We start from the raw sequence: 23,169 nt of genomic DNA on the forward strand, positions 1-23,169 counted from the left end.
TCAGTGTTGGTTCAAACTACGCGTACTGTTCTTCGAACTCTTTCATAAAGTCTACAAGCGCCTGAACACCCTCAAGTGTCATTGCGTTGTAGATTGACGCACGCATACCGCCTACGGCACGGTGACCTTTCAGAGACTTCAGGCCTTTAGCATCAGCTAGCTCTAAGAAAGTACTATCTAGCTCTGGCTTCGCTAACTGGAACGGTACGTTCATGAGTGAACGGTTCGCAGAGTGAATACCGTTACGGTAGAAGTCTGACTGATCAATGTAATCGTAAAGTAGTGCCGCTTTTGCACGGTTCACTTTCTCGATACTCTTAACACCACCTTGCTCTTTTAGCCACTTGAAGACTAGGCCAGATAGGTACCAAGCAAACGTTGGAGGCGTATTGAACATTGATTCTTTTTCTGCAAGTACAGTGAAATCCAGAATGCTAGGCAGTTCTTGTTTTGCCATACCCAATAAATCATCACGAACGATCACGATAGAGATACCAGATGGGCCAATGTTTTTCTGAGCACCAGCGTAGATAACGCCGTATTGAGAAACGTCGATTTCGCGTGAAAGAATCGTAGAAGACATGTCCGCGACAATTGGTTTGTCAGTCACAGGTAGATCGTTGATTTCAATGCCGTCGATGGTTTCGTTAGGACAAAAATGAACGTAAGCCGCGTCTGGCGCAATTTCCCACTCACTTGCAGGTTTTACTGCCAGTTTGCCGTCAATTTCTGTTTTCGCATCAAAAACATCCGGTTCACAGTATTTTTTCGCTTCTGCAACTGCACTTTCTGCCCAGTAACCGCCATCAATGTAAGTTGCTGATTTTGCTTCACCGAGAAGGTTAAGCGGGACCGCAGCAAACTGAGCGCGAGCGCCACCTTGGCAAAATAGGACTTTGTAGTTATCTGGAATGTTTAAAAGGTCACGCAGGTCCTGCTCAGCTTCTTCTGCAACTTTAATGAACTCTTTACTACGGTGACTGATTTCCATCACTGAAGTACCCAGCCCTTGCCAGTCTAATAGTTCTTTTTGTGCTTGTTGCATAACTGCTTTTGGCAGACCAGCTGGTCCTGCGCTGAAGTTAAATACGTTGTCCGTATTTTGTTCCATGATGCTCATCGCTCCTGCTAAATATATGTCGAAATTAATGTACTCAAATAATCTCGAGATGTGGGCTTGGGAAGGCTTTTAGGGTCATCAGCGCGAACACTGTTTATCGCGCGAAAACTCTCTAACAAAGTTCCGATGCCTTCATCTTGATATATGTTGGGTATATCACGTTTTTGCGGCGATAAAAACAAGAAAAGAGGTCCTACGACCTCTTTTTAAATTGGAAACGCCATATGAGCGTAATTAACTAACGCTAACTGCCTACTTTTGCATCAAAGCTGGCATCAATAGCGCGATCAACGGAAACTCGTGGCCATTTTCGAATTTTAACTTCCCGTCACCAATTTGAGCCTTAAGCTGGTAACCACCGTCGACTTTGTCTATCAACTCCATGATTAACAGCTCATCTATCCCTTCTTCGATAAACGGGTAATGCTCTACCAATTCATCGGAGAAGTAAGTACTCAAAGCTCCGTTAGTGACATTGACCAACTTCATCGGATTCTGAGTGATTTTCTCGGTACCTTGTGGGACAGACAACTCCCATTCGTTGTGAAACTTGCCTTCACCAAACGCGAGTGATAGTTCGTTAACGGAAAGGTTAAAACCTTTGTTAAACAGCGTATCGATGTGTGGTAAAAGACTGTTAATTTCTTGCTCGCTCAACACTGCTGAGCTCTGATAAATCGCCATAATCTTATCGAACGATTGGCTATCGACATCTGCAATGGAAAAATCGAGCTTAAAGTCGTCAACATCGGTGCCATCCGTCAAACGCATCGTTTGCGCTGCAAGATTGAACTGGCTATTCAGCTTTTCTCCGGTCTCATCCGTCGCAGTGTTACCACTGTAGTTCGCATTTTCAATTAAAAATATTTGGGTCATAGCGGAGTTAACCACATCCAGCTTCTCTAAAGAAAAAGCCTGTTCGCCTAACCAGTAGCCTTTAACTTGTTTGCCTTTGCCCTGCCCGCTTAAACCATTTAAATGCAGTTCGTCACCATTGACGAAATCAACCTGAACATAAGGGACTGAAACCTGGTAATTGAGGTCTCCCAAAACAGTCACGTTACCAGATACTTTCACCGGGCTCGTCGAGACCGAAAGATCTTCAGCTTCATTTCGGTAATGCCAACTATCCAAATCAAGTGTAAATGCGGTATTACCATTGAGCTGAGTCTGACTATGCAAAGTAAGCGGCACAAAGTCGCTATCGACTAATTTTGAGTCAGCAGTGAGACTTGTCAGCCCATGGCTAACATCACTGGTTACGTCAAAGGTTGTTGGGACGTTGTCACGGACAAGCTGTGTCTGCAACTCAGGGTCAACTACTGTATATCGGGTTAACACAACCGACGACAAGTAACCGCGTTGGTACTCAATCACTTCTCCTTTGATCATTTCATCGTTCATATTCGCGATGCCATCTTCAATGATGGACTGACCAATCTGACCTACTGCAAGAGGCCAACAGAGCGCGAGTGAGATTGCACCGCCAATGGCGCCAAGTTTTTTTAAATTTTGCATAACGTCACTTTTCAGGTATTTGTGTTCAGTCTAACCCAAACCCACGGTGGATAAAACATTGAGATAAATCAGACTATTGTTGCTTATTCTAGACCATTAATCAGGAATCATACTCAGCTCGCACTCATTCCATAATTTTATTGATAGAGTTTGCTTGAAGAAGTTTTAATCGGAGCTCAAACACCTGTGAATCGCTACGCTGTATTGTGTCTCGACAACAATCCAATCAGTGCTGAACAGTTTCGGTTGGAGCTGTCTGCTTTCGCAAGCAAATTTGACATTTTTTCTGTTGAATCCATTGAAGAAGCACAAAATGCGCTTGAATATCTCGAACAACAGAATCAAACGGTCGCACTCGTCATCGCCAGCCACCATGCTCATTTCAACGGCGTGGATTTTCTGGTAGGTCTTGACCGAGCACCACACACCGAGAGCGCGCGAAAAATCCTCATCAGTTGTTCCTCAGATATCCAAGCAATTCTTACCGCCGTCAATGAAGGTAGATTAGACCACTGTCTAACCAAACCCCTCCCTGATAAGGTTTTGTATATTACCGTTCAAAAGGAGCTGACCCAGTTTATTTTACGTTACTGTCATGAGGACTTGCTCGGCTATAGCCAAGTACTGGATCAGCATAAATTGCTTCGAGCTCATGTTGAAAATCAAATGCAGAAATATCAAGCGGGGTTTCTGCATGACGACTATCATTCAATGCCAGATGAAGAGCTCACAGAGCAGGTTATTTCTGCCTTACAGCTGTTTTTCAAACACAGTGATGATACCCACGCCTGCCGAACCTACTCACCAGAGCATCTATTGACCGTTGAAGGTGAACCCAACAACTTTCTCTGGTTTATTACTAACGGAGACGTCGCGCTATATAAGAAAGATGAGCAAGGAGTTCAGCGAGAAGTCGTTCGCTATACAAAAGGCAACATTGTCGGCAGTATGTCATTTGTGACAGGTGAAAACTCCTTTTCTACCGCCCTAACGTTATCGACAACGGAAGTGATAAAACTCGACCGACAAGTGTTCCACAATGTCATGCAGAGTGATTCCAATCTACTGCCGTTGTTCACCAACTTACTACTTCGCCACTTCAATCGACGTTTGCAACGCAGTATCAATACCAAACTACAACTGCAAAAAACGCTAGAGTCGCTAGAATCGGCTCACCAGCAATTAATAGAGCGAGAAAAAATGGCCATGCTCGGTCAGCTGGTAGCGGGTGTGGCCCATGAACTCAATAATCCTATTGCAGCGATTTTAAGGGGGGTAGAAAATCTCACTCATACCCTCGAGAGTCTACTCACAAAACTTCCTAGTTCTGATCTACAGAGCAAGGGCGTACAACTTCTGTCTCAAGCCCAAAACGCTAAGCCTGCCTCTACCGCAGAATTAAGAGCGCGAACAAAACAACTTAACCCTATCCTGCCCGATCGCTCGTTAGCAAAAAAAGTCGTACAACTAGGTCTGGAGTCAGATAGCGAGTTGTTAACCCAATTAGCTAAGAAGGTGGATAGTGCTGCTGAGACACTTGGCACACTTGAGCAATATCATAAGGCAGGCGCTTCATTGCGTTCCATTAACGTATGTGCAGTCCGTATTGCCGACATGGTAAAAAGCTTGAAAGGTTATGCGCGTGCTGACGATGAAAGCATGCATTACGCCGATATACACGAAGGTATCGAAGATACATTGGTTATCTTTGAGAACAAATTAAAACTTCACCAAGTCTCAACCGACTACGAAAAGTTACCTCGTATTCTTTGCCAGCCAATCGCTTTGCAGCAAGTTTGGACAAATTTAGTTTCAAACGCCATTGACGCATTTCCGGACAAAGGCGTGTTAAGAATCCAGACAAAATTAGTCGAAGAAAATAACAAGCGATATGCCGTTGTCTCATTCGAAGACAATGGGTGCGGCATCCCAGAATCACAAAAGACGTCGATTTTTGAACTCAACTTTACGACCAAAAAAGAAGGCAATTTTGGCTTGGGGATCGGGCTATCTATCTGCCATCAAATCGTTTCCGCTCACCACGGGTGGATTGAAGTGGAATCAGAACTCAACAAGTACACTCGTATGACAGTCTGGCTGCCAGTCATCGAAGAAGGAGATGAAATATGACAAAGTATCTGATTTTATGCGTCGATGACGAAAGAGAAGTCTTGGATAGTGTGTTGCAAGATTTGGCACCCTTCGAAGAACACTTCATTTTAGAAGGCGCTGAGTCCGTGACAGAAGCAAGGCAAGTCATTGAGGACATGGCGGAAGAAGAAGTAAGACTTGCACTCATTTTATGTGATCATATTATGCCGGAACAGACCGGAATTAGTTTTTTGATCGAACTAAGTCAAAGTGCCGACACGAGAAGCGCACGCAAAGTACTGCTTACAGGCCAGGCTGGGTTGGAAGACACCGTTGAGGCTATCAACCACGACAGTTTAGACTATTACATCGCCAAACCTTGGAAAGGGGATGAGCTAAGGCAAGCGATAGTCTCCCAACTGACTTCATTCGTGATCGAAAATGATGATGATTTATTATCTTGGACAACCATCCTCGACTCAGTAGCCATTCTAAACGCAATGGCAGAGCGCAGAGCAAGTTTTGGTGAATAAACAAAACCATTAGAAGTGCGCCATGATTACATACATGGCGCATTTTTTGCTTAAACCGAATAACAATTAAGTTAATTGACAAAACTTCGACACATTTATGTTGGTCGTAGACCTTTCTTTTGATTATGATGTCGGACAAATTAGATTACAGTTCAAGTGCTTGCTTGAACTCATGGAAAAATAAACAAGGTTTATCGTTAGTTATGCGTAAGACACTATTAGCCACAGCCCTATTGTTAGCATCAAGCCATGCCCTAGCTGCAAACGGCAATACGCCAGCAACTATGAGCAACTTCAGCTACGACTACTTCGAAGCTCGCATTGGCGCAAGCCCAGTGACATTTGGTGCTGGGGTCAGTAAATCAATTCACCCAAATGCACACGTTGTGGCTCGTATCGATTCTGAGTTTGAAAGCGACTTTGATTCAGCTGCGGGGTTTGGTTTTCATTCACCGCTAAATAACTGGGCAGACTTAACGGGCGAAATGCTAATGCGTGTTGTCCAACCATCTCACTCAAGCAGCACAGATGTGGGTATGGAACTAAACCTAGGCGTTCGTCAATGGTTGGGGCCTCAATTAGAAGTGGGCGGTAAAGTTGGCTATGTTTCTATTGATGACAACGACGACTGGATGGGCTCTGCCTATGCACGTTTCCACTCAACTGAGTTGTTCTCTCTAGGTGCAGAAGCGCGTATTAACGACTTCTATGGTGATCAAGTGATGTTCACTACACGATTCAAGTTCTAGTCATACCAATCACAGTAAGTAAGTGATCAGAAATAGCGTAGGAAAAATGCTTGAGAACAAGGCAAAATTTTTCGATAAGTAGTTATTCTACAATCAAACTTCTTTTACAACGAAAAGTTAACGCCGTTATCGAGTGTATTAACAAGCTAGAATGACCAGTTATTTACTACGATTGGTATCATACCGATTAAAAACAAAAAACCGAGGCCTTAACCTCGGTTTTTTTTGGTTCCAATAATTATCTCAAAACCGTAGTCAAAAGTGTCGACATCCCTTTTCTACTTTGACTATTACTTAAGCGAATTACTAACGCCAAAGCAAAGTTAATTGTTGCAAGAATCCGTCGCCTTAATCACACAGTTCCAACAACTGTTTTTTTCGTGGCTCTTGAATTAGCTTCCAGTGCACTCCATCTATCGCACCAGCAAACTTCCACAACAGTTTAACATCTACATCGTTGCCGTAGGCCTGTCTAACTTTATTGAAAACTTCCACAGGCCCGAGTTCCAAGAATGCCTCAACATCATCAACACCGGCTTTTTTCACCATACGCTCGAGCGTCAGTTGCATGTTAGGTAGATCTCTCAGCCGTCTACTCGCTGAAGATTTTTGGTATTTGCGTTCCTTAACTGAGTACTCAATTGATCTTTTTAACAGTTCATCCAACCCGGAAAAGCCGGATTCAAATAGGTCCGTTACATCATAGTAGTTAACGGTTGCCGTCGTTTGTCTCTTGACGTGCTTATATTTTTCACAATTTAGCCGAATCAGTTCTTCGTCTAGCCTATTACCTCCACGTAAATAACAACAATCGTTACTAACAAGTGCAAACATAGCTTCATCGCAAAATAAACCGATGCCGCCGAACATGGAACGTTTCTGATACTGGCTAAAATTGCGTACGTACTTAAAAAAAGCTTGGTCTGTCATGTCCATTGACCTCTTTAATCTGAATAAATTACCCCGATTAGCGATGTCACCAGATAAACAGCAGCTTATAGCGAATTTCAAAATGTCGATTTGTTGGCGATATATTTGTGAGTTTTGCTTGCCAACTTGGTTAATCATACTTAACGACGAAAAATAAGTTAGGACATAAATCACATATAAAAAAGTAAAAATTCCTCATACGTGATTGATTTCACAGTTATCCTTCTTTTAGTGGTATTTTTTTGACACCTTGCAGCCGCAAGTGAAAAATCATCATAATACATGCGGTAATTATGAACACAGCGTACGCATTTCATTGATAATCCGCATAATGTAAGGGTACACTGTACCAAAGATTATAAGCACAACGTCATAATGGAACACCTATCATTTTTTTGGCTACCAAATAACAAAGATAAGCTTTTAAAAGCGCTAGAATCCGAATTCGCCCAACTGGTAGAACAATCTATTACTATCGGTAAGATTTCTTTACCGCCGATACCTGATGTTGTGCTCAAAATTCAGCAGTTGTGCCAGGAAGAAAACACAACGATCGCCGATATTGCGAACTGTTTGTTAGAAGATCCCGGACTAGCAGCCGTTGTGGTACGGGTCGCGAACTCGGTAATTTTCAATCGTAGAAACATCACCTGTAATGATTTAACAACCGCGGTCTCGCGTTTAGGCATTCTGCGCGTACGTGACATTGTTACAGCTCAAGCGATTGAACAGATGAAACATTCGTTAAACCTAACGAATGAATGTAACGCGATAATGGTGAAAAGTGCAGCGGTCTCCCGTGAACTTGGTGCTGCGATGGTGTTAATTGTGCAAGAGTTCCGCAAGCACGATTCTGTGACGTATGGCCACCTTGAACAAGAAAAAGCATTGTTAGTCGGTTTGTTAGCAGATATTGGACTATTTTGTCTTATTAATGAGTACAATATGTACCTCGAAAGAGGCAACTATCTGGATCAAGATATTGCGTTACAAATTTTCCAAACACGTTGCGCTACAACCAGTAAACTGGTGTTGGAACGCTGGGGATTTGATAACGATTACAGAGAAGTGTCATCGAACCAAAAGTTCACAACATCACGCCCAGATGTCAGTTACTTAGACATAGCCAGAATTGCCAGCCATTTGTTGATGTTCCGCAATCAAGATGAGCGCATTAACGAACACGAAGTGGAATTCAATCTAACGGGAGCTGAGATACTCTATGACCTCAGCAATATGGATGATCAGGACTTCCGTCAGAAAATGAATACAGTTTTAACGACCAGTGGCTTATAAACTTTATTTTTAATCGAAACGTCATCCACAGTAAATGGATCCACCCAAGGTTGAGTGAACTTTTATCTGTGGCCAATTTTGGCTTATCTCACAAAGGAATAATTGAGTTTTATGTTCTCAGGGATGCTCTTCATTTTTGCCCCACTCGTTGTCGGGTACTTAATTCCTATTTCTCGCACTTCGATACTCGAGAAAATTAACCAATCTACGTCTTACCTTATCTACGTTATTCTGTCGTTGATGGGGCTGAGCTTGGCTGCACTTGATAATCTGGGCAGCAATTTACAAAGCATTCTGCTTTATGCAAGTACTTTCTTTTTGTGCTTGAGTGTGTGCAACCTTTTGGCATTGCCTCTCGTCGATAAGATTATTCCTCTCAAAACGGATCAAACCCACAGCAAGCTACCTCTTTCTTCAATGGCTCTCGAGTCTGCCAAACTGATCCTCGTCGTCGGTGGTGGTTTAGTGGCAGGTTTAATCCTTCCTATTGAGCTATCTTGGGTAGACACTGCAAGCGAATGGATACTGTTCCTCTTGCTGTTCTTTATTGGTATTCAACTGCGCAATAGCGGTCTTACCCTCAGACAAATTTTGTTAAACAAGCAAGGCATGGCAATCGCTGCCGTTATCATTGTCACTTGTATGCTTGGTGGCGTTATCGCTTCTCTTGTCTTGGATCTTCCTCTATATAAAGCATTGGCAATGGCATCTGGCTTTGGTTGGTACTCATTAGCTGGCATCTTGATGGGCGACGCGTTTGGTCCCGTATTTGGCGGCGCTTCTTTCCTGATCGAGCTGATGCGTGAATTGGTGGCATTAGTTGCCATTCCACTGTTTATCCGCCGTTATCCGTGTACCGCGATTGGTTATGCCGGCGCAACAGCAATGGACTTTACTTTGCCCGTTATCCAGACAACGGGAGGTGTACGCTGCGTACCTGTTGCCATTGTTAGTGGCTTTATTTTGAGCTTGCTCGTGCCTGTGATGATGCTTTTCTTTGTATCACTTGCTAGCTAGATCTCAGGTTTTGTCTTTAACATCCATTACAATACGGCAAAAATTTAAAAACCTAATTAACGTTGAAGTCGTCAATAAAGTAACGACAGCTTAATTCGCTATTTGAATCAACAGCCCAAGGCTCTCTTAGCTCCAACATGAATTAAGGTTCATTCATCGCCGAATGAAATTTGACGTTAATAAAGGAATAACTATATAGAAGGAAGAAGAATGAAACGCTTTGTCGTTGCCGCGCTCCTCGCTACAAGCTCAACTTTTACATTCGCCGCAGATCAACAATGTCTGGCCAATAAGTATGATGGCTACGTCGATGCTTCTCTACAGTGGTATCAAGATCTCGTGGACCTGACCGTTACTCAGTACCCGGAGCTGGATGAAGTAAGCCAATGGTTTTTAGATGGCCGTAAACACCACTTTGAGCTCAACCGTGAAGCGGTACACTATTTTCTTAAGAATGACCCAAGCCGCGTAGCAACAGAGCAACCTATTGAGGCGTGGCTAAAACTCGAGCAACACGATGTTAAGCAACTGGCTAGTCGCAGTGACAAGCTGGGTGAGGCTGCACAAAAAACATTTAGTGACCGCCAATCAACCAACCACGAGAAGAACTACGACCTTCGCTCTGCTTTCGCAGATCTTCTAAGCCACCCTCAGAAAATTGACTCGGCGCTTAATAAGTATAATCAGTCAATTGAGAAGCTAGAAAAACAACAATGTGAATAAGCATCGATAGCCAAATAACCGAATGGTTTAGGTTTCCCAGCCTTGTTAGAGACAGCAGAAGTCGGTGACAAGGCTTAACCACCGTTTCATGTTCTGAGACAGCCTTCGTAACTCACATAGATGTTGCGTACAGCACTCTCTACAAACATGAGACCGTAGAGAAACCACCATCAAAGTTATTGGCATATGACTTGGCTTTCATTCCATCAATATGGCTTTACAGAATTAAAACGGGACTTTGAAACCGTTTTGGTTTAGATTGTGCCGCTCGCATCACCCAAATTACTACAAATGATTCTTTGCTATGGTTAAGGAACAAAAAACCGCTGACGTTAGTTTTGAGAGCTTATTAAAGATCTTCACTGTCCCTGAAGGTCCGGACTCGACATTAACAAAAATTGAAGAAGGTCTCTCTAGAAACTTGAATCAATTTCTTCGTGAACACATCGTGGCAGAAGAAAAGCCTTTACGTGAAATAGAGAAAGACTTTTCTTCTGCTCAGATTCCTGAGCAACCTGAGTTTGTGTCAGACCATACCGAGCACTTGTTAGACACCTTGGTGTCGCACTCGGTTCATACGTCAGCTCCAAGCTTTATCGGCCATATGACATCGGCATTGCCTTACTTTTTAATGCCGCTGTCTAAAATTATGATTGCCTTGAACCAAAACTTGGTGAAGATCGAAACGTCGAAAGCATTTACGCCATTAGAGCGCCAAGTGCTGGGTATGCTGCACCGATTAATCTACGCTCAGCCGAATACCTTTTACGACCAATGGATGCATAGCGCCAACCATTCTCTCGGTGCGTTCTGCTCTGGCGGCACGATTGCGAATATTACTGCCCTTTGGGTTGCCCGCAATAAAGCATTGAAAGCAGACGGCGAATTTAAAGGTGTTGAGAAAGAAGGCCTATTCAAAGCCATGAAACATTACGGCTATGAAGGCTTAGCTATTATGGTTTCTGAGCGTGGTCACTACTCACTTAAAAAAGCGGCCGATGTACTGGGGTTGGGTCAGGAAGGCCTAGTCGCAGTAAAGACGGATGCAAATAACCGCATTATTGTCGATGATCTCAAAGCGAAAATCAGCGATCTCAAGAAGCAAAATATCAAGCCGATTGCGGTGATTGGTGTAGCGGGAACCACTGAAACTGGTAATGTTGATCCTCTCGCTTCGATTGCTGAAGTTTGTCAGGAACACGATTGTCATTTTCATGTGGATGCCGCATGGGGTGGCGCGACATTAATGTCTAATCATCACCGACACCTGCTGAATGGTGTTGAGCTCGCAGACTCAGTGACAATTGACGCGCATAAGCAGCTTTATATCCCTATGGGTGCGGGCATGGTTCTGTTTAAAGATCCAGATGCGATGAGATCCATCGAGCACCACGCTCAGTACATCTTGCGTAAAGGTTCTAAAGATTTAGGCAGTCACACCCTGGAAGGCTCACGTTCTGGTATGGCGATGTTGGTGTATGCGGCAATGCACATTATTAGCCGACCTGGCTATGAACTGCTGATCGATCAAAGCATCGAGAAAGCACGCTACTTCGCGGATTTAATTAAGAAACAGGACGATTTTGAGCTGGTTTCTGAGCCAGAGCTATGTTTGCTCACCTACCGTTATCTACCGTCTAACATCCGTGAAGCCCTAGAGAAAGCAGACGGTACACAGAAAGAAGAATTAAATGGGTTAATCAACGAGTTAACTCAGTTTATTCAAAAGCGTCAACGTGAAACTGGTAAGTCATTTGTTTCTCGTACCACGCTTAACCCGGAACAATGGGATCGCCTGAGTACTATCGTTTTCCGGGTAGTTCTTGCAAACCCTCTAACCTCGACAGACATCTTTGATGCTGTGTTGGACGAACAAAGAGTTATTGCACAACAAGCACCAAATTTAAACGCAAAAATCCAAGAATTAGTTTCTAAGATTTTGGCTTCTTGACGATAAGTTCGGGTTACATAAACTTGAAAATTTCTTTCTTTTTAATGTAACTCACTAATCATTATTGACTGACCAGAGTTACAAACCTCAGATTCCCCATTCATTTCTGTAGTTTTCAGAAAATTTTGTTTGAGGTTTGTCAAATTCTCACTAAATAGTAACCGTATTTGGTTTAGTCGAATTAAAGATAAGGTTTATACTGAAACTATGGCGCTGGTAGCTTTCGTTAACGCCCTTCACTACCGAGAAACTCATGAGTTTCTATCCGTTAACAGAGCCAGCGAGTTGTGCTCTATACCCTCGTGAACACTATGAATACATTAGAAAAAATTCAAAAAAATCTGGAGAATTTCAGTAAATCTGAGCGCAAAGTTGCAGAAGTAATTATGGCGTCTCCACAAACTGCTATTCACTCGAGCATTGCCACGTTAGCTAAAATGGCCGACGTAAGCGAACCCACTGTAAACCGCTTCTGTCGTCGACTGGATACAAAAGGTTTTCCAGATTTTAAACTTCACTTGGCACAGAGCTTGGCGAACGGTACTCCATATGTAAACCGTAACGTCGAAGAAGATGATGGTCCTGATGCGTACACGCACAAGATTTTCGAATCTACGATGGCTTGCCTGGATGTAGCGAAAAATAGCCTGGATGCAATGCAAATTAACCGTGCTGTCGATTTGCTGACTCAAGCGAAGCGCATCTCTTTCTTCGGCTTAGGTGCATCCTCTGCCGTTGCCCGAGACGCGCAAAACAAGTTTATTCGCTTCAATATTCCTATCACTTGCTTTGAAGATATCGTCATGCAGCGCATGAGCTGCATTAATTGCAGTGATAATGATGTGATTGTTTTGATTTCTCATACTGGCCGTACTAAAAGCCAGGTAGAAATTGCCAACCTTGCTCGTGAAAATGGCGCGACAGTTATTGCAATTACCGCAAAAGATTCGCCGTTAGAAAAAGCAAGTTCTTTGGCGATCACACTCGATATCCCTGAAGATACAGACGTATACATGCCAATGGCTAGCCGCGTTGTACAGATGACAGTGATTGATGTTTTAGCTACGGGCTTTACGCTTCGTCGAGGTACGGGCTTTCGTGAAAACCTCAAACGAGTGAAAGACGCACTCAAAGACAGTCGCTACGATAAATTAAGCCAATACTGATTATCGTTATAAAGGGAGCAATTAAGCTCCCTTTACTATTCCTTCTTCCCCAACTACAGCCAGAAACGTTTTATTCGTCTACACTCGTCAGGTCCGTTGTTGATTCGATCACCTCAACAAAGCTCGCTTGCTGGACACTATCAACGTCAATATTACCTCTACAATCACAGACTTGCTTCAGAATGAAAATAAGTCGTTCTTCATTCAAAGGTAACGGGTTTCCCTTTATCGCAACAGACTTAAGGGCATCACTCGCGACCTGCTCAAATGACGTCTGACACACACCAAATTGTCCAAGTGAAGGTAACTCTAACTTATCCAGCACCATTTTCACCCAAAGCACACCATCATGTTCATGCGCATTTGTACGATCTGTAACAAGTTTGGCAAGCTTTTTATAGCGATTAACTACGTCCATCCTGCCCGCTTTTTTCGCAGCATAGATATTTTCCTGCATCACATGAGGCGCTAAGCGCGCGGTTATCACACTATGAGGAGCGTCAAGCTTGCCACCTAGAGCAGAAGCTAAACCATGTGCGGCACCAAGTTTTGCATTAGTGATCGCCATTCCGCCCAACAAAGCTGCAAAGGATAAATCTGATCGCGCTTTATGGTCGTTGTGCTTACACCCAGCAATGACTGAGCGACTTAACCGACGTAAGCCTTCTTCGCACACCATATCGGTTAATGGGTTTGCTTCACCACATACATAGGCTTCCATCAAATGGGTAAACGCGTCCATTGCACCACGCCCTGAGGTATAGGGATCGGTATCGTAAGTTAAGGTTGGGTCGACAATCGCAACGTCCGCGAGCATATCCGGACTTCTCAGGCTGACTTTGACTTTGTCTTGCCCGGATTTTAATACCGCATTTCGAGTTACTTCAGATCCTGTACTTGCGGTGGTTGGAATCGCGATAAAGTGTAGAGGTTTTGCCTTTAGCGGTACATTTCTGCCAACGACTTCAACATAGTCATAAACATTACCATGATTGGGAATGATAGCCGCTAATGCTTTACCCATATCAAGCACACTGCCACCACCCATAGCAATAACCATATCGGGCTTAAATTTTCGGCCCAGCACCGCGGTTTCCTCCACCATGGTGATATTTGGCTCACCACTAATCGCAACATGCTGATATCGCATACTCTGAGCTTTGAGATAATTTAGGATCGGTATTGCCCTTTGCTTGTCCTTGCCTGTGACTAACAATACGCTGTAGCCGAATTGATTGATGATAGATAACGAAGACTGTAGAGCACCTTCACCAAAAATAATCCTGGTTGCAGTCATGAACTGAAACATACACTTCCTCCTACAAACAATAACTCCCAATAGATTGCTACGATTTAGAGTAAAAAAAGTTGACCAATCCCACTTTGCCACCAATAGCCATATAAAACATATGCTTTTATGCGTTAGTTCACATAGTGAATATGAGGAGTTTTTTTGTGCAATAGCTTTTGCCTATATAACCAAGAGGAAATTGCTACTTTATTTCCGTATTTGGATCGGGCATAGTTAGCCCAGTAAAAGAGAGCCACTTAAGCAACGCGTTTTTGTCTGCTTTCAAAAAAGAATAGATTTAGGAGAAATTAAAATTATGTTCGTTGTTATCTTCGGTCGCCCAGCATGTCCTTACTGTGTTCGTGCAAAAGAGCATGCAGAAACGCTAAAAGCAAAACGTGATGACTTTAACTACCGTTACGTTGATATTCATGCTGAAGGCATCTCTAAAGCGGACCTTGAGAAAACAGTAGGCAAACCAGTTGCAACTGTTCCTCAAATCTTCATCGACCAAGAGCACATTGGTGGTTGTGATGAGTTTGAAGCTTACGCGAAAGAGCACCTAGGTCTATTCGACGTAGCGTAATAACACAATAGAATTTGTTAAAAGCCGCTTCCTATTGCGGCTTTTTTATTATCTTTCATATAGTTACTCCCCTAAGCCTGCTAATGGAAAAACATAAAAAATTTCACTTATCTTTTTGCTATATTTAGTTACAATTCCCAACTCTAATCTTTCTTGGCACACACTTTATCGAGCCACACAGTGAACATAGACGTCGTATATCTTCTCGAACAAAACCCTATCCTTCTAATCTTCGTCGTATTAGCCATCGGCCTTGCCTTCGGAAAAATCCGATTTGGTAAATTACAACTAGGTAACTCCATCGGAGTGCTCATTACTTCGCTTATTATGGGCCACTTGGGCTTCTCTTTTAATGCTGAAGCGTTAACTATTGGATTTATGCTGTTTATCTACTGTGTAGGTATCGAAGCTGGCCCCAACTTCTTTGGTATCTTTTTTAGAGATGGTAAGCATTACTTTATTCTCAGCATGACTGTTCTGGTTACTGCAGTCTGTTTAACTTATGGGTTAAGCCATTATTTAGGGCTCGATTTCGGGCTTTCTGCAGGTATGATGGCGGGCGCACTAACCGCGACGCCTGTACTAGTAGGTGCACAAGACGCGCTTAACTCAGGTTTGGCGACGATACCACGCAATATGGACTTTTCGCTGGTATTAGAAAACTTATCTGTTGGTTATGCAATGGCTTATCTGATTGGCTTAATCAGTATGATCATGTTCGCCAAGCTGCTGCCAAGACTACAGAAACAAAACCTGTCAGATTCAGCACAACAAATCGCTCAAGAGCGTGGACTGGGTAATTCTGGGCAGAGAAAAGTCTATCTCCCAATCATTCGCGCCTATCGCGTTGGACCAGAATTGATTGACTGGACGGATGGCAAAAACCTACGTGAGCTGGGTATTTACCGTCAGACAGGCTGTTACATTGAGCGAATTCGCCGAAATGGTATTCTCGCCCACCCTGATGGTGATGCTATCCTGCAAGAAGGCGATGAGATCGCACTGGTTGGTTTCCCAGATAGCCACGCTCGATTGGATTCCAGTTTTCGCAACGGCAAAGAAGTCTTTGATCGCAACTTACTGGATTTACGCATTGTTGAAGAAGAAATCGTGGTAAAAAGTGACGCGATAGCCGGTAAACGTTTATCCGACCTTAACTTGTCTGAGTTTGGCTGTTTCTTAAACCGCGTAGTACGTGCTCAGATTGAAATGCCAATGGACTTGGACATCGTGCTCGCCAAAGGTGACGTGCTTCAGGTCAGCGGCGAAAAAAGCCGTGTGCACGGTCTTGCAGAAAAAATTGGTTTCATCTCGATTCACAGCCAAATGGCAGACTTACTGGCATTTTGTAGCTTCTTCATTCTGGGCATTATGTTTGGCCTGATTACAATGACATTTGGTCAGGTGTCGTTCAGCTTGGGTAATGCGGTAGGCTTATTGCTTTCGGGTATTACTCTGGGCTTCTTGCGTGCCAACCACCCTACTTTCGGTTACGTGCCACAAGGGGCACTGAACATGGTTAAGGACCTGGGTTTGATGTTCTTTATGGTCGGCATTGGACTCAGCGCTGGTGGAAAAATGTTCGAGCATCTGACACAAGTCGGCCCGAAAGTCATTGGTATTGCCTTTATTGTTAGTGTGGTTCCTGTGGCACTGGCGTATTTAGTTGGCGCTTATGTCCTCAAAATGAACCGTGCATTGCTTTTTGGTGCCATTATTGGCGCCCGTACGTGTGCACCAGCCATGGATGTGGTTAACGACTACGCCAAGTCGACCATTCCTGCACTTGGTTATGCAGGTACATACGCAATAGCGAACATCTTAATGACATTAGCGGGTACGATTCTCATCATATTGAGTTGATTTATCAACGTTCAAACATAAAAAAGGCGCTCAGTGAGCGCCTTTTTACTATATAAAATAAGCAATTAGATTTGAATGAAATCTGCTTCTACTGCTGGGTTCACGTCTACTTCGTAATCCACACCGTCAACACCAAAGCCGAATAGCTTCAAGAACTCTTCTTTGTACTCAACGTAGTCAGTCAGCTCTTTTAGGTTTTCAGTCGTAATTTGTGGCCATAGGTCACGACAGTGTTGCTGGATGTCTTCACGAAGTTCCCAGTCGTCCAGACGAAGACGGTTCATGTCGTCCACTTCTGCCGCAGAGCCATCTTCTTTGTATAGACGCTGGCTGAACATACGGTAGATCTGTTCCATACAACCTTCGTGTACGCCTTCTTCACGCATCTTCTTGAATACCATTGCAATGTACAGTGGCATTACAGGAATGGCAGAACTTGCCTGAGTCACAACCGATTTAAGAACCGCAACGTTCGCGCTACCGCCAGTTTGTGCTAGCTTCTCGTTAAGTGCTGTTGCTGCGCGATCCAGGTCCATTTTCGCTTTACCTAGCGCACCATCCCAGTAGATTGGCCAAGTTAGCTCAGTACCGATGTAGCTGTATGCGACCGTCTTACAACCTTCTGCAAGTACACCAGCTTCAGAAAGTGCGTTGATCCAAAGTTCCCAGTCTTCACCGCCCATTACGGTTACTGTGTCTTTGATCTCTTCTTCTGTTGCAGGCTCAACGCTCGCTTCGATGATCACGTCTTTGTTGGTATCAACCGCTGTCGAAGTGTAAGTTTCACCGATAGGCTTTAGAGATGAACGAATCAGTTCACCTGTTTCTGGCAATTTACGTACTGGAGACGCCAGTGAGTAAACCACCATATCAATCTGACCAAGGTCTTGCTTGATCAGCTCGATTGTTTTCTCTTTTGCTTCGTTTGAGAAAGCATCGCCGTTCAGGCTCTTCGCGTATAGGCCTTCTTCACGCGCCAATTTTTCGAAAGCGGCAGCGTTGTAGAAACCTGCAGTGCCTGGCTTCTTCTCTGTGCCTTCTTTTTCAAAGAACACACCGATAGTTGATGCACCGCCACCAAATGCCGCAGCGATACGAGAAGATAGACCGTAGCCACTTGATGCACCCACAACAAGAACGCGTTTTGGCGCGTTTTTAATTGGGCCTTGTGCTTTAGTGAAAGCAATTTGTTCTTTTACATTAGCTTCACAACCAACAGGGTGCGTAGTAGTACAGATAAATCCACGAATTCTAGGTTTGATGATCATATTCAACTTCCTTTAAAAAACCTTGTAAGGATAAAAGTTTCGCTCGGTGTTCGCATCTAATTTCTGTAAAAATGCTTCGAAAATGCAAGTGGTTGGAGCACTCTATTATCAATTTTTAATCGACATAAACAAAAAGCACCTCAAAGAGGTGCTTTCATCGATAACTCAAATCGCTCGTTAAGCGGCTGAATTAAGATGTGACTTTTTTGGCGCATCGGTACGAAGTTCCGAAAAGTCATGGCTGAAGTGATCGACTTGAATCGCTTTGTAACGCAGTTTGTCTGCCGCTTTAATCTTATCGACTTCTTCCTGGGTTAATACGTCAGCTTCTAGCGCTTGTTGTAAGCGGTCATCTAACAGGCCTTTACGAGCAACCTTACCATCTTTAACACCCTTAATTAGCTTGCGCTCTAATGGTTTGATCTCGTACATCGCAAGGAAAGCGTTTTCCATCAAACCGATATTGTCGTCATCTGCTTTACCTACGTAGCATAAATGAGTCAAGCGGTCACGTTGTGCACCCGGCGTCATGATAGCTTCTGCAATGCGCGTACTCAGTTCATCACTAGGCTTGTTGAAGTGGTTGCCCAATGGGAATAGCAGCCCCTTCAGTACTCCACCAACGTATTTCACTGGGAAGTTAGTATAAGCTTCATTTAGTGACTTAGCCGCGTTGTATAAACAGTGCTGAACTGCGTAGTGAACGAAGTCTAGATCGCCTTGCTGACGGCCTTCATCTTCGTATTTCTTAAGTGCTGCTGATGCCATGTACAAGAAGCTTAGGCCATCGCCCAAACGGGCAGAGATCATCTCTTTACGTTTAAGGTCACCACCAAGAGTCAACATAGCGAAGTCTGCACTTACAGCAAGATCTCGGCTTAGACGCGTGATGTCTTTGTAGTACTTCTTAGTTGGACCGCTCATTTCTGCTTTGATAAAGCGAGAACCTGTTAGTGCGGCACCCAATGCGCCAAATGTGTTCCCTGTCGCGTGCTTAATGTGTTTGAACAGTAGATCATCAAACTCTCTCGCACCTTGCTCTGCATCTGGGTTTGCTGCCGCTTCCATCTCTTTTAATACATATGGATGACAACGAGTCGCACCTTGGCCAAAGATCATCAGGTTACGAGTCAGAATGTTTGCACCTTCTACGGTAATCGCAACTGGAATACCCACGTAGTGCTTCGCCAGATAGTTCATCGGGCCATCCTGGATTGCCCGACCTGCGTGAATATCAAACGAATCGTTAAGAAGCGTACGTGCCATCTCAGTCATATGATATTTAGCAATAGCGGTGACGATCCCCGGCTTCTCTTTCATGTCTAACGACGTAGTTGTCAGGGTACGCGTCGCTTCAAGAAGGTAAGTTAAACCGCCGATGCGACCCATCGCCTCTGCCACACCTTCGAATTTACCGATAGACATACCGAACTGTTTACGCACGTATGCATAAGCACCCGTTGTTCTGGTTGTTAGGTGTCCGATAGCCGCGCCGAGTGCTGGCAGTGAAATACCGCGACCAGCCGACAGACATTCAACCAGCATACGCCAGCCTTTACCTGCGTAATCCGCACCACCAATCAACCAATCCATTGGAATGAACACATCTTCACCGCGCGTTGGGCCATTCATGAATGCAGAACCTAGCGGGTCGTGACGTTCCCCAATTTCAACACCCTCGTGATCGGCAGGAATCAGTGCACAAGTGATACCCACATCTTTTTTGTCACCAAGTAGACCATCAGGATCTTGCAGTTTAAATGCAAGACCAAGAACCGTCGCTACAGGGGCTAGAGTAATGTAGCGCTTGTTCCAGCTGAGGCGAATACCCAGCACTTCTTCACCATTGTGTTTGCCGTAACAAACAACGCCCTGATCGGGGATACCACCTGCATCGGAACCTGCTTCAGGGCCTGTCAGTGCGAAACATGGGATATCAGTACCGTCAGCAAGACGTGGCAGCCAGTAATCTTTTTGCTCTTGTGTACCATAGTGAGACAGTAGCTCACCTGGACCCAATGAATTTGGTACCATTACCGATACAGCCGCACTGATGCTTCGGGTCGCAATGCTCGAAACAATCGTCGAGTTAGCATGTGAAGAAAACTCGCGGCCGCCATATTCTTTAGAAATAATCAGAGAGAAGAAACGCTCTTTACGTAAGAATTCCCACACTTCTGGCGATAAATCTCGGTCTTCTTTTACGATCTTTTGATCGTCAAGCATATCGAGTAGCGTTACGAGCTCGTTATCCATAAAGGATTGCTCTTCTGCTGTTAACGTCGGAGTTGGGTATTGGTGCAGCGTTTTAAAATTAGGTTTGCCGGAAAACAGCTCTGCATCCCACCAGACACTACCTGCTTCCATTGCTTCTCTTTCCGTGCTGGACAACGGGGGTAGTACTTTTTTAAACAACTTAAATGCTGGGTCACTAATCCATTTTCTTCGTAAAGAGCTCATTGTTCAGATCCTTTTGTTCACGTCACTAATTTATTATTGGTTTAACTAACAGCTTACTTGCTCAGGTCAGTTACTTCGCTGACATACCAGCTGACAAGTAAGGAATTAACAAATCGACAACAGACTTAATATCGACTTCTTTATTAAATTTACTATCTGCAAGCTCTGATAGTGCTTGACTAGATGCCATCGTAAAGACACACGTTCCGAGCGTAAAATGTAATCGCCAGAACAGTAGCTCTTCCGTTAGCTCAGGGTTCGCTTTCATGATAGAGGCATTAAATAATTTCAATACTTCGTCGTAACGAGTGGTGATAAACCAACGCAGGTGCCCTTGGACGTCCGTATAACCCCGGCCTAGTAACAGCATAAATAAAGCGGTGCCATTAGGCCTTACATCATTTAAGGTCGTTAACGGTAGCCTCAACGATTCAAACACTTCTTCCATGGTGTAATCATCGCGTGTATTTAGCTCGATGAGAGAGGTTTTGATACTCGGCATCAGTGCTTCTAGGTATCGGTCTAAAACCGCTCTAACCAGCGTCTTCTTATCGCCAAAGTGGTAATTTACGGATGCAAGATTTACATTGGCTCTGCCAGTAATGGTTCTCAGTGATGTATCATTGAACCCATACTCTGCAAACAACCCTTCTGCGACATTAAGTATTTTTTCTTTTGTTGAAGTTCTCGGGGCCATTTTAATCACTCGTATTAAACAACTGTTTAAAATATACCTCGAACAGTGAGATTAACAAACGATTAACATCACATTTTCAAAATTTATTCTTTCAACAAAAAGAGTCAACGTTTTAAATTTCAAATGAAGTCATTTTAGTGTGATAACCATTCACAAAAGGAGCTCAGGCAGCTCGGTGAATTACAGGTAATAAAGTGCCGACAATATTGCCCAGAGATACAATGATTTAAATAGTCACAGCAAAATGTGCGGCACATTGGGGAAATATTTTTCAAAATAAATGGAACTGTTGGGAAAATGCTCGGTCTCAATATATGTAACAACTAGGGCATTTTAAGTTTCACTGGCCGTCAAACTTTTCCATCTACTTGTTACGTTGCTGCTTTTTTCTTATTAACTCCTATGTTTGTATCCGCCCAGTCAACGTTTCGACTGGGCTTTTTTTCGTCTGGAACATTTCTCTTAGTTCTACCTACAAGATTACAGGCATAAAAAAACCTCCCTTTTGGGAGGTTTTTCATTGAGTTACGCTTGCGCCTTTTTTGGTAAAGACAGATGCAACAACACGTAACCGATTATCGCTGCAGTCGTCGATCCCATCAAAATACCCAGCCTAGCGTAGGTATCGAACTCTGGACTCACATTTGCGAATGCGAGTGAAGAGATAAAGATAGACATCGTAAAGCCAATACCACAAAGCACAGAGACCGCGAAGATATGTTTGAAACTGATACCTTCTGGTAGCTTCGCCACGCCTAGCTTCACTGCCGCCCAGCTGAAGGTAAAAATACCCAGAGGCTTACCAACCAACAAACCAAGCGCAATACCTAATGGCAACATTGAAGTTAAGCCAGATAAAGATACGCCTTCTAACGAAATACCAGCGTTTGCAAACGCAAACAGCGGAAGAATACCAAACGCCACGTATGGGTGAAGAGCATGCTCCATGTGTTTCAGCGGTGAATGCTCGCCAGGCTTACCTTGAAGCGGGATAGCAAAACCGATTACCACACCAGCAAGCGTCGCGTGAACACCCGATTTAAGAACAGCAAACCAAAGGATGGCACCTACAATCATATATGGTGTTAGTTTGGTCACCTTCTTAGCGTTTAGTACGAACAGTACACCCGTCATGACGAAACCAACTAACAACGCCATTGTAGATAGATCGCCTGTGTAAAACAGAGCAATAATGACAACAACACCCAAGTCATCGATGATCGCCAGAGCAAGCAGGAATACTTTTAGGCTTACCGGAACTCGTTTACCCAGAAGAGCCATGATACCCAATGCAAAAGCAATATCTGTTGCTGCTGGAATCGCCCAGCCAGAAACCGCTTCAGCGTCACTCGCATTAAATGCCACATAAATTAGAGCAGGTGCCAACATGCCGCCTACCGCTGCAATCGCAGGGAAGATCGCTGTTTCTTTTGATTTCAACGCACCTTCAAGCAACTCGCGTTTAACCTCAAGGCCAATTAATAGGAAAAACACAGCCATTAGGCCATCATTGATCCAGTGTGATACAGACATACCGAAAACATAAGTATGCAGAATAGATTGATAAGTTTCGCCCAGAGGTGTGTTTGCAATAGTCATCGCAATCGCGGCAGCAATTACGAGAAGAATGCCTCCTGCGGATTCCATTTTGAAAAAGTCACGAATAGCATCGTTCATACATTTACCCTTATATTTATTATCTTAATAAACGATCGACAAAGAATGACATGAGTTTATAGCGGTAAGAAACTTTAGAATAATCGCTTGTTCAGAGTATAAACTTCGTTATTTCCGATAATTGACTCACAACACATCGTATTTTCCAACAATAACTTTATGGTTTTTACGACCAGTTGCATATCGGTTCTTTGCTATTTATTAATCAGTATTACTCACAATTCAGCATAACA

18 protein-coding genes are annotated in these 23,169 nt (G+C 43.7%); 10 read left to right on the forward strand and 8 right to left on the reverse strand.

The annotated features are described in order from the left end of the window. Positions 1-16: 16 nt before the first annotated feature. Both serC and OO774_RS09685 read right to left on the reverse strand, forming a co-directional pair. Entirely contained in the window at positions 17-1,111 is a 1,095-nt protein-coding gene (gene serC, locus OO774_RS09680) for a 3-phosphoserine/phosphohydroxythreonine transaminase (protein ID WP_264901902.1), read from the reverse strand. A 261-nt stretch (positions 1,112-1,372) separates the two neighbouring features. Beyond that, the gene (locus OO774_RS09685) at positions 1,373-2,638 is read right to left on the reverse strand and encodes a YdgA family protein (RefSeq protein ID WP_264901903.1); all 1,266 of its coding nucleotides are present in this window, start codon (positions 2,636-2,638) and stop codon (positions 1,373-1,375) included. 186 nt (positions 2,639-2,824) lie between these two features. On the opposite strand from OO774_RS09685, the gene OO774_RS09690 reads away from it, so the two are divergent. The 3 genes from OO774_RS09690 (at position 2,825) to OO774_RS09700 (ending at position 6,011) form a co-directional block, all read left to right on the forward strand. After that, on the forward strand, positions 2,825-4,768 hold the full coding sequence (locus OO774_RS09690; protein ID WP_264901904.1) for an ATP-binding protein: 1,944 nt from the start codon (positions 2,825-2,827) through the stop codon (positions 4,766-4,768). Beyond that, positions 4,765-5,262 carry a response regulator gene (locus tag OO774_RS09695; protein ID WP_264901906.1) on the forward strand — a complete coding sequence of 166 codons (498 nt, stop codon included), beginning with the start codon at positions 4,765-4,767 and terminating at the stop codon, positions 5,260-5,262. The genes OO774_RS09690 and OO774_RS09695 overlap by 4 nt, the downstream gene beginning before the upstream one ends. 203 nt (positions 5,263-5,465) lie before the next feature. Then, complete coding sequence (locus OO774_RS09700; RefSeq protein ID WP_264901907.1) at positions 5,466-6,011, forward strand: hypothetical protein; 546 nt, start codon at positions 5,466-5,468, stop codon at positions 6,009-6,011. A gap of 348 nt (positions 6,012-6,359) precedes the next feature. On the opposite strand, the gene OO774_RS09705 is transcribed toward OO774_RS09700, so the two are convergent. Next, entirely contained in the window at positions 6,360-6,947 is a 588-nt protein-coding gene (locus tag OO774_RS09705; RefSeq protein ID WP_264901908.1) for a TfoX/Sxy family DNA transformation protein, read from the reverse strand. Between the two features lie 369 nt (positions 6,948-7,316). Between OO774_RS09705 and OO774_RS09710 the strand changes: the two genes are divergently transcribed. The 5 genes from OO774_RS09710 to OO774_RS09730 all read left to right on the forward strand — a co-directional run bounded on the left by OO774_RS09710 (position 7,317) and on the right by OO774_RS09730 (position 13,094). Further along, the gene (locus tag OO774_RS09710) at positions 7,317-8,237 is read left to right on the forward strand and encodes an HDOD domain-containing protein (RefSeq protein ID WP_264901910.1); all 921 of its coding nucleotides are present in this window, start codon (positions 7,317-7,319) and stop codon (positions 8,235-8,237) included. A 111-nt stretch (positions 8,238-8,348) separates the two neighbouring features. Then, complete coding sequence (locus OO774_RS09715) at positions 8,349-9,254, forward strand: lysine exporter LysO family protein (protein ID WP_264901911.1); 906 nt, start codon at positions 8,349-8,351, stop codon at positions 9,252-9,254. Between the two features lie 210 nt (positions 9,255-9,464). Next, positions 9,465-9,977 carry a hypothetical protein gene (locus tag OO774_RS09720; RefSeq protein ID WP_264901913.1) on the forward strand — a complete coding sequence of 171 codons (513 nt, stop codon included), beginning with the start codon at positions 9,465-9,467 and terminating at the stop codon, positions 9,975-9,977. A gap of 304 nt (positions 9,978-10,281) precedes the next feature. After that, positions 10,282-11,928 carry a pyridoxal-dependent aspartate 1-decarboxylase PanP gene (gene panP / locus OO774_RS09725; RefSeq protein WP_264901915.1) on the forward strand — a complete coding sequence of 549 codons (1,647 nt, stop codon included), beginning with the start codon at positions 10,282-10,284 and terminating at the stop codon, positions 11,926-11,928. Between the two features lie 311 nt (positions 11,929-12,239). After that, a complete protein-coding gene (locus OO774_RS09730; RefSeq protein WP_264901916.1) occupies positions 12,240-13,094 on the forward strand; it encodes a MurR/RpiR family transcriptional regulator in 855 nt (284 codons plus the stop codon). 70 nt (positions 13,095-13,164) lie between these two features. Here the strand turns inward: OO774_RS09730 and OO774_RS09735 are convergent, their stop codons facing one another. Further along, complete coding sequence (locus OO774_RS09735; protein ID WP_264901917.1) at positions 13,165-14,403, reverse strand: iron-containing alcohol dehydrogenase; 1,239 nt, start codon at positions 14,401-14,403, stop codon at positions 13,165-13,167. A gap of 298 nt (positions 14,404-14,701) precedes the next feature. Between OO774_RS09735 and OO774_RS09740 the strand changes: the two genes are divergently transcribed. After that, positions 14,702-14,971: a GrxA family glutaredoxin gene (locus tag OO774_RS09740; RefSeq protein WP_014231567.1), complete on the forward strand. Its 270-nt coding sequence runs from the start codon at positions 14,702-14,704 to the stop codon at positions 14,969-14,971. 180 nt (positions 14,972-15,151) lie between these two features. Continuing rightward, positions 15,152-16,834: an aspartate:alanine antiporter gene (locus OO774_RS09745; protein WP_264901920.1), complete on the forward strand. Its 1,683-nt coding sequence runs from the start codon at positions 15,152-15,154 to the stop codon at positions 16,832-16,834. Between the two features lie 65 nt (positions 16,835-16,899). On the opposite strand, the gene fabV is transcribed toward OO774_RS09745, so the two are convergent. From fabV to nhaA, 4 genes are all read right to left on the reverse strand, one after another. Beyond that, entirely contained in the window at positions 16,900-18,102 is a 1,203-nt protein-coding gene (gene fabV, locus OO774_RS09750) for an enoyl-ACP reductase FabV (protein WP_264901922.1), read from the reverse strand. Between the two features lie 177 nt (positions 18,103-18,279). Continuing rightward, positions 18,280-20,562 carry an acyl-CoA dehydrogenase gene (locus OO774_RS09755; protein ID WP_264901923.1) on the reverse strand — a complete coding sequence of 761 codons (2,283 nt, stop codon included), beginning with the start codon at positions 20,560-20,562 and terminating at the stop codon, positions 18,280-18,282. A 70-nt stretch (positions 20,563-20,632) separates the two neighbouring features. After that, positions 20,633-21,259, reverse strand: a complete 627-nt coding sequence (locus OO774_RS09760; RefSeq protein WP_264901925.1) for a TetR/AcrR family transcriptional regulator — start codon at positions 21,257-21,259, stop codon at positions 20,633-20,635. Positions 21,260-21,784: 525 nt separating this feature from the next. Next, positions 21,785-22,936: a Na+/H+ antiporter NhaA gene (gene nhaA, locus OO774_RS09765; protein WP_264901927.1), complete on the reverse strand. Its 1,152-nt coding sequence runs from the start codon at positions 22,934-22,936 to the stop codon at positions 21,785-21,787. Positions 22,937-23,169 lie beyond the last annotated feature (233 nt).

It is taken from the genome of Vibrio sp. STUT-A11, from assembly GCF_026000435.1.
In the GTDB taxonomy this organism is placed as follows: domain Bacteria; phylum Pseudomonadota; class Gammaproteobacteria; order Enterobacterales; family Vibrionaceae; genus Vibrio.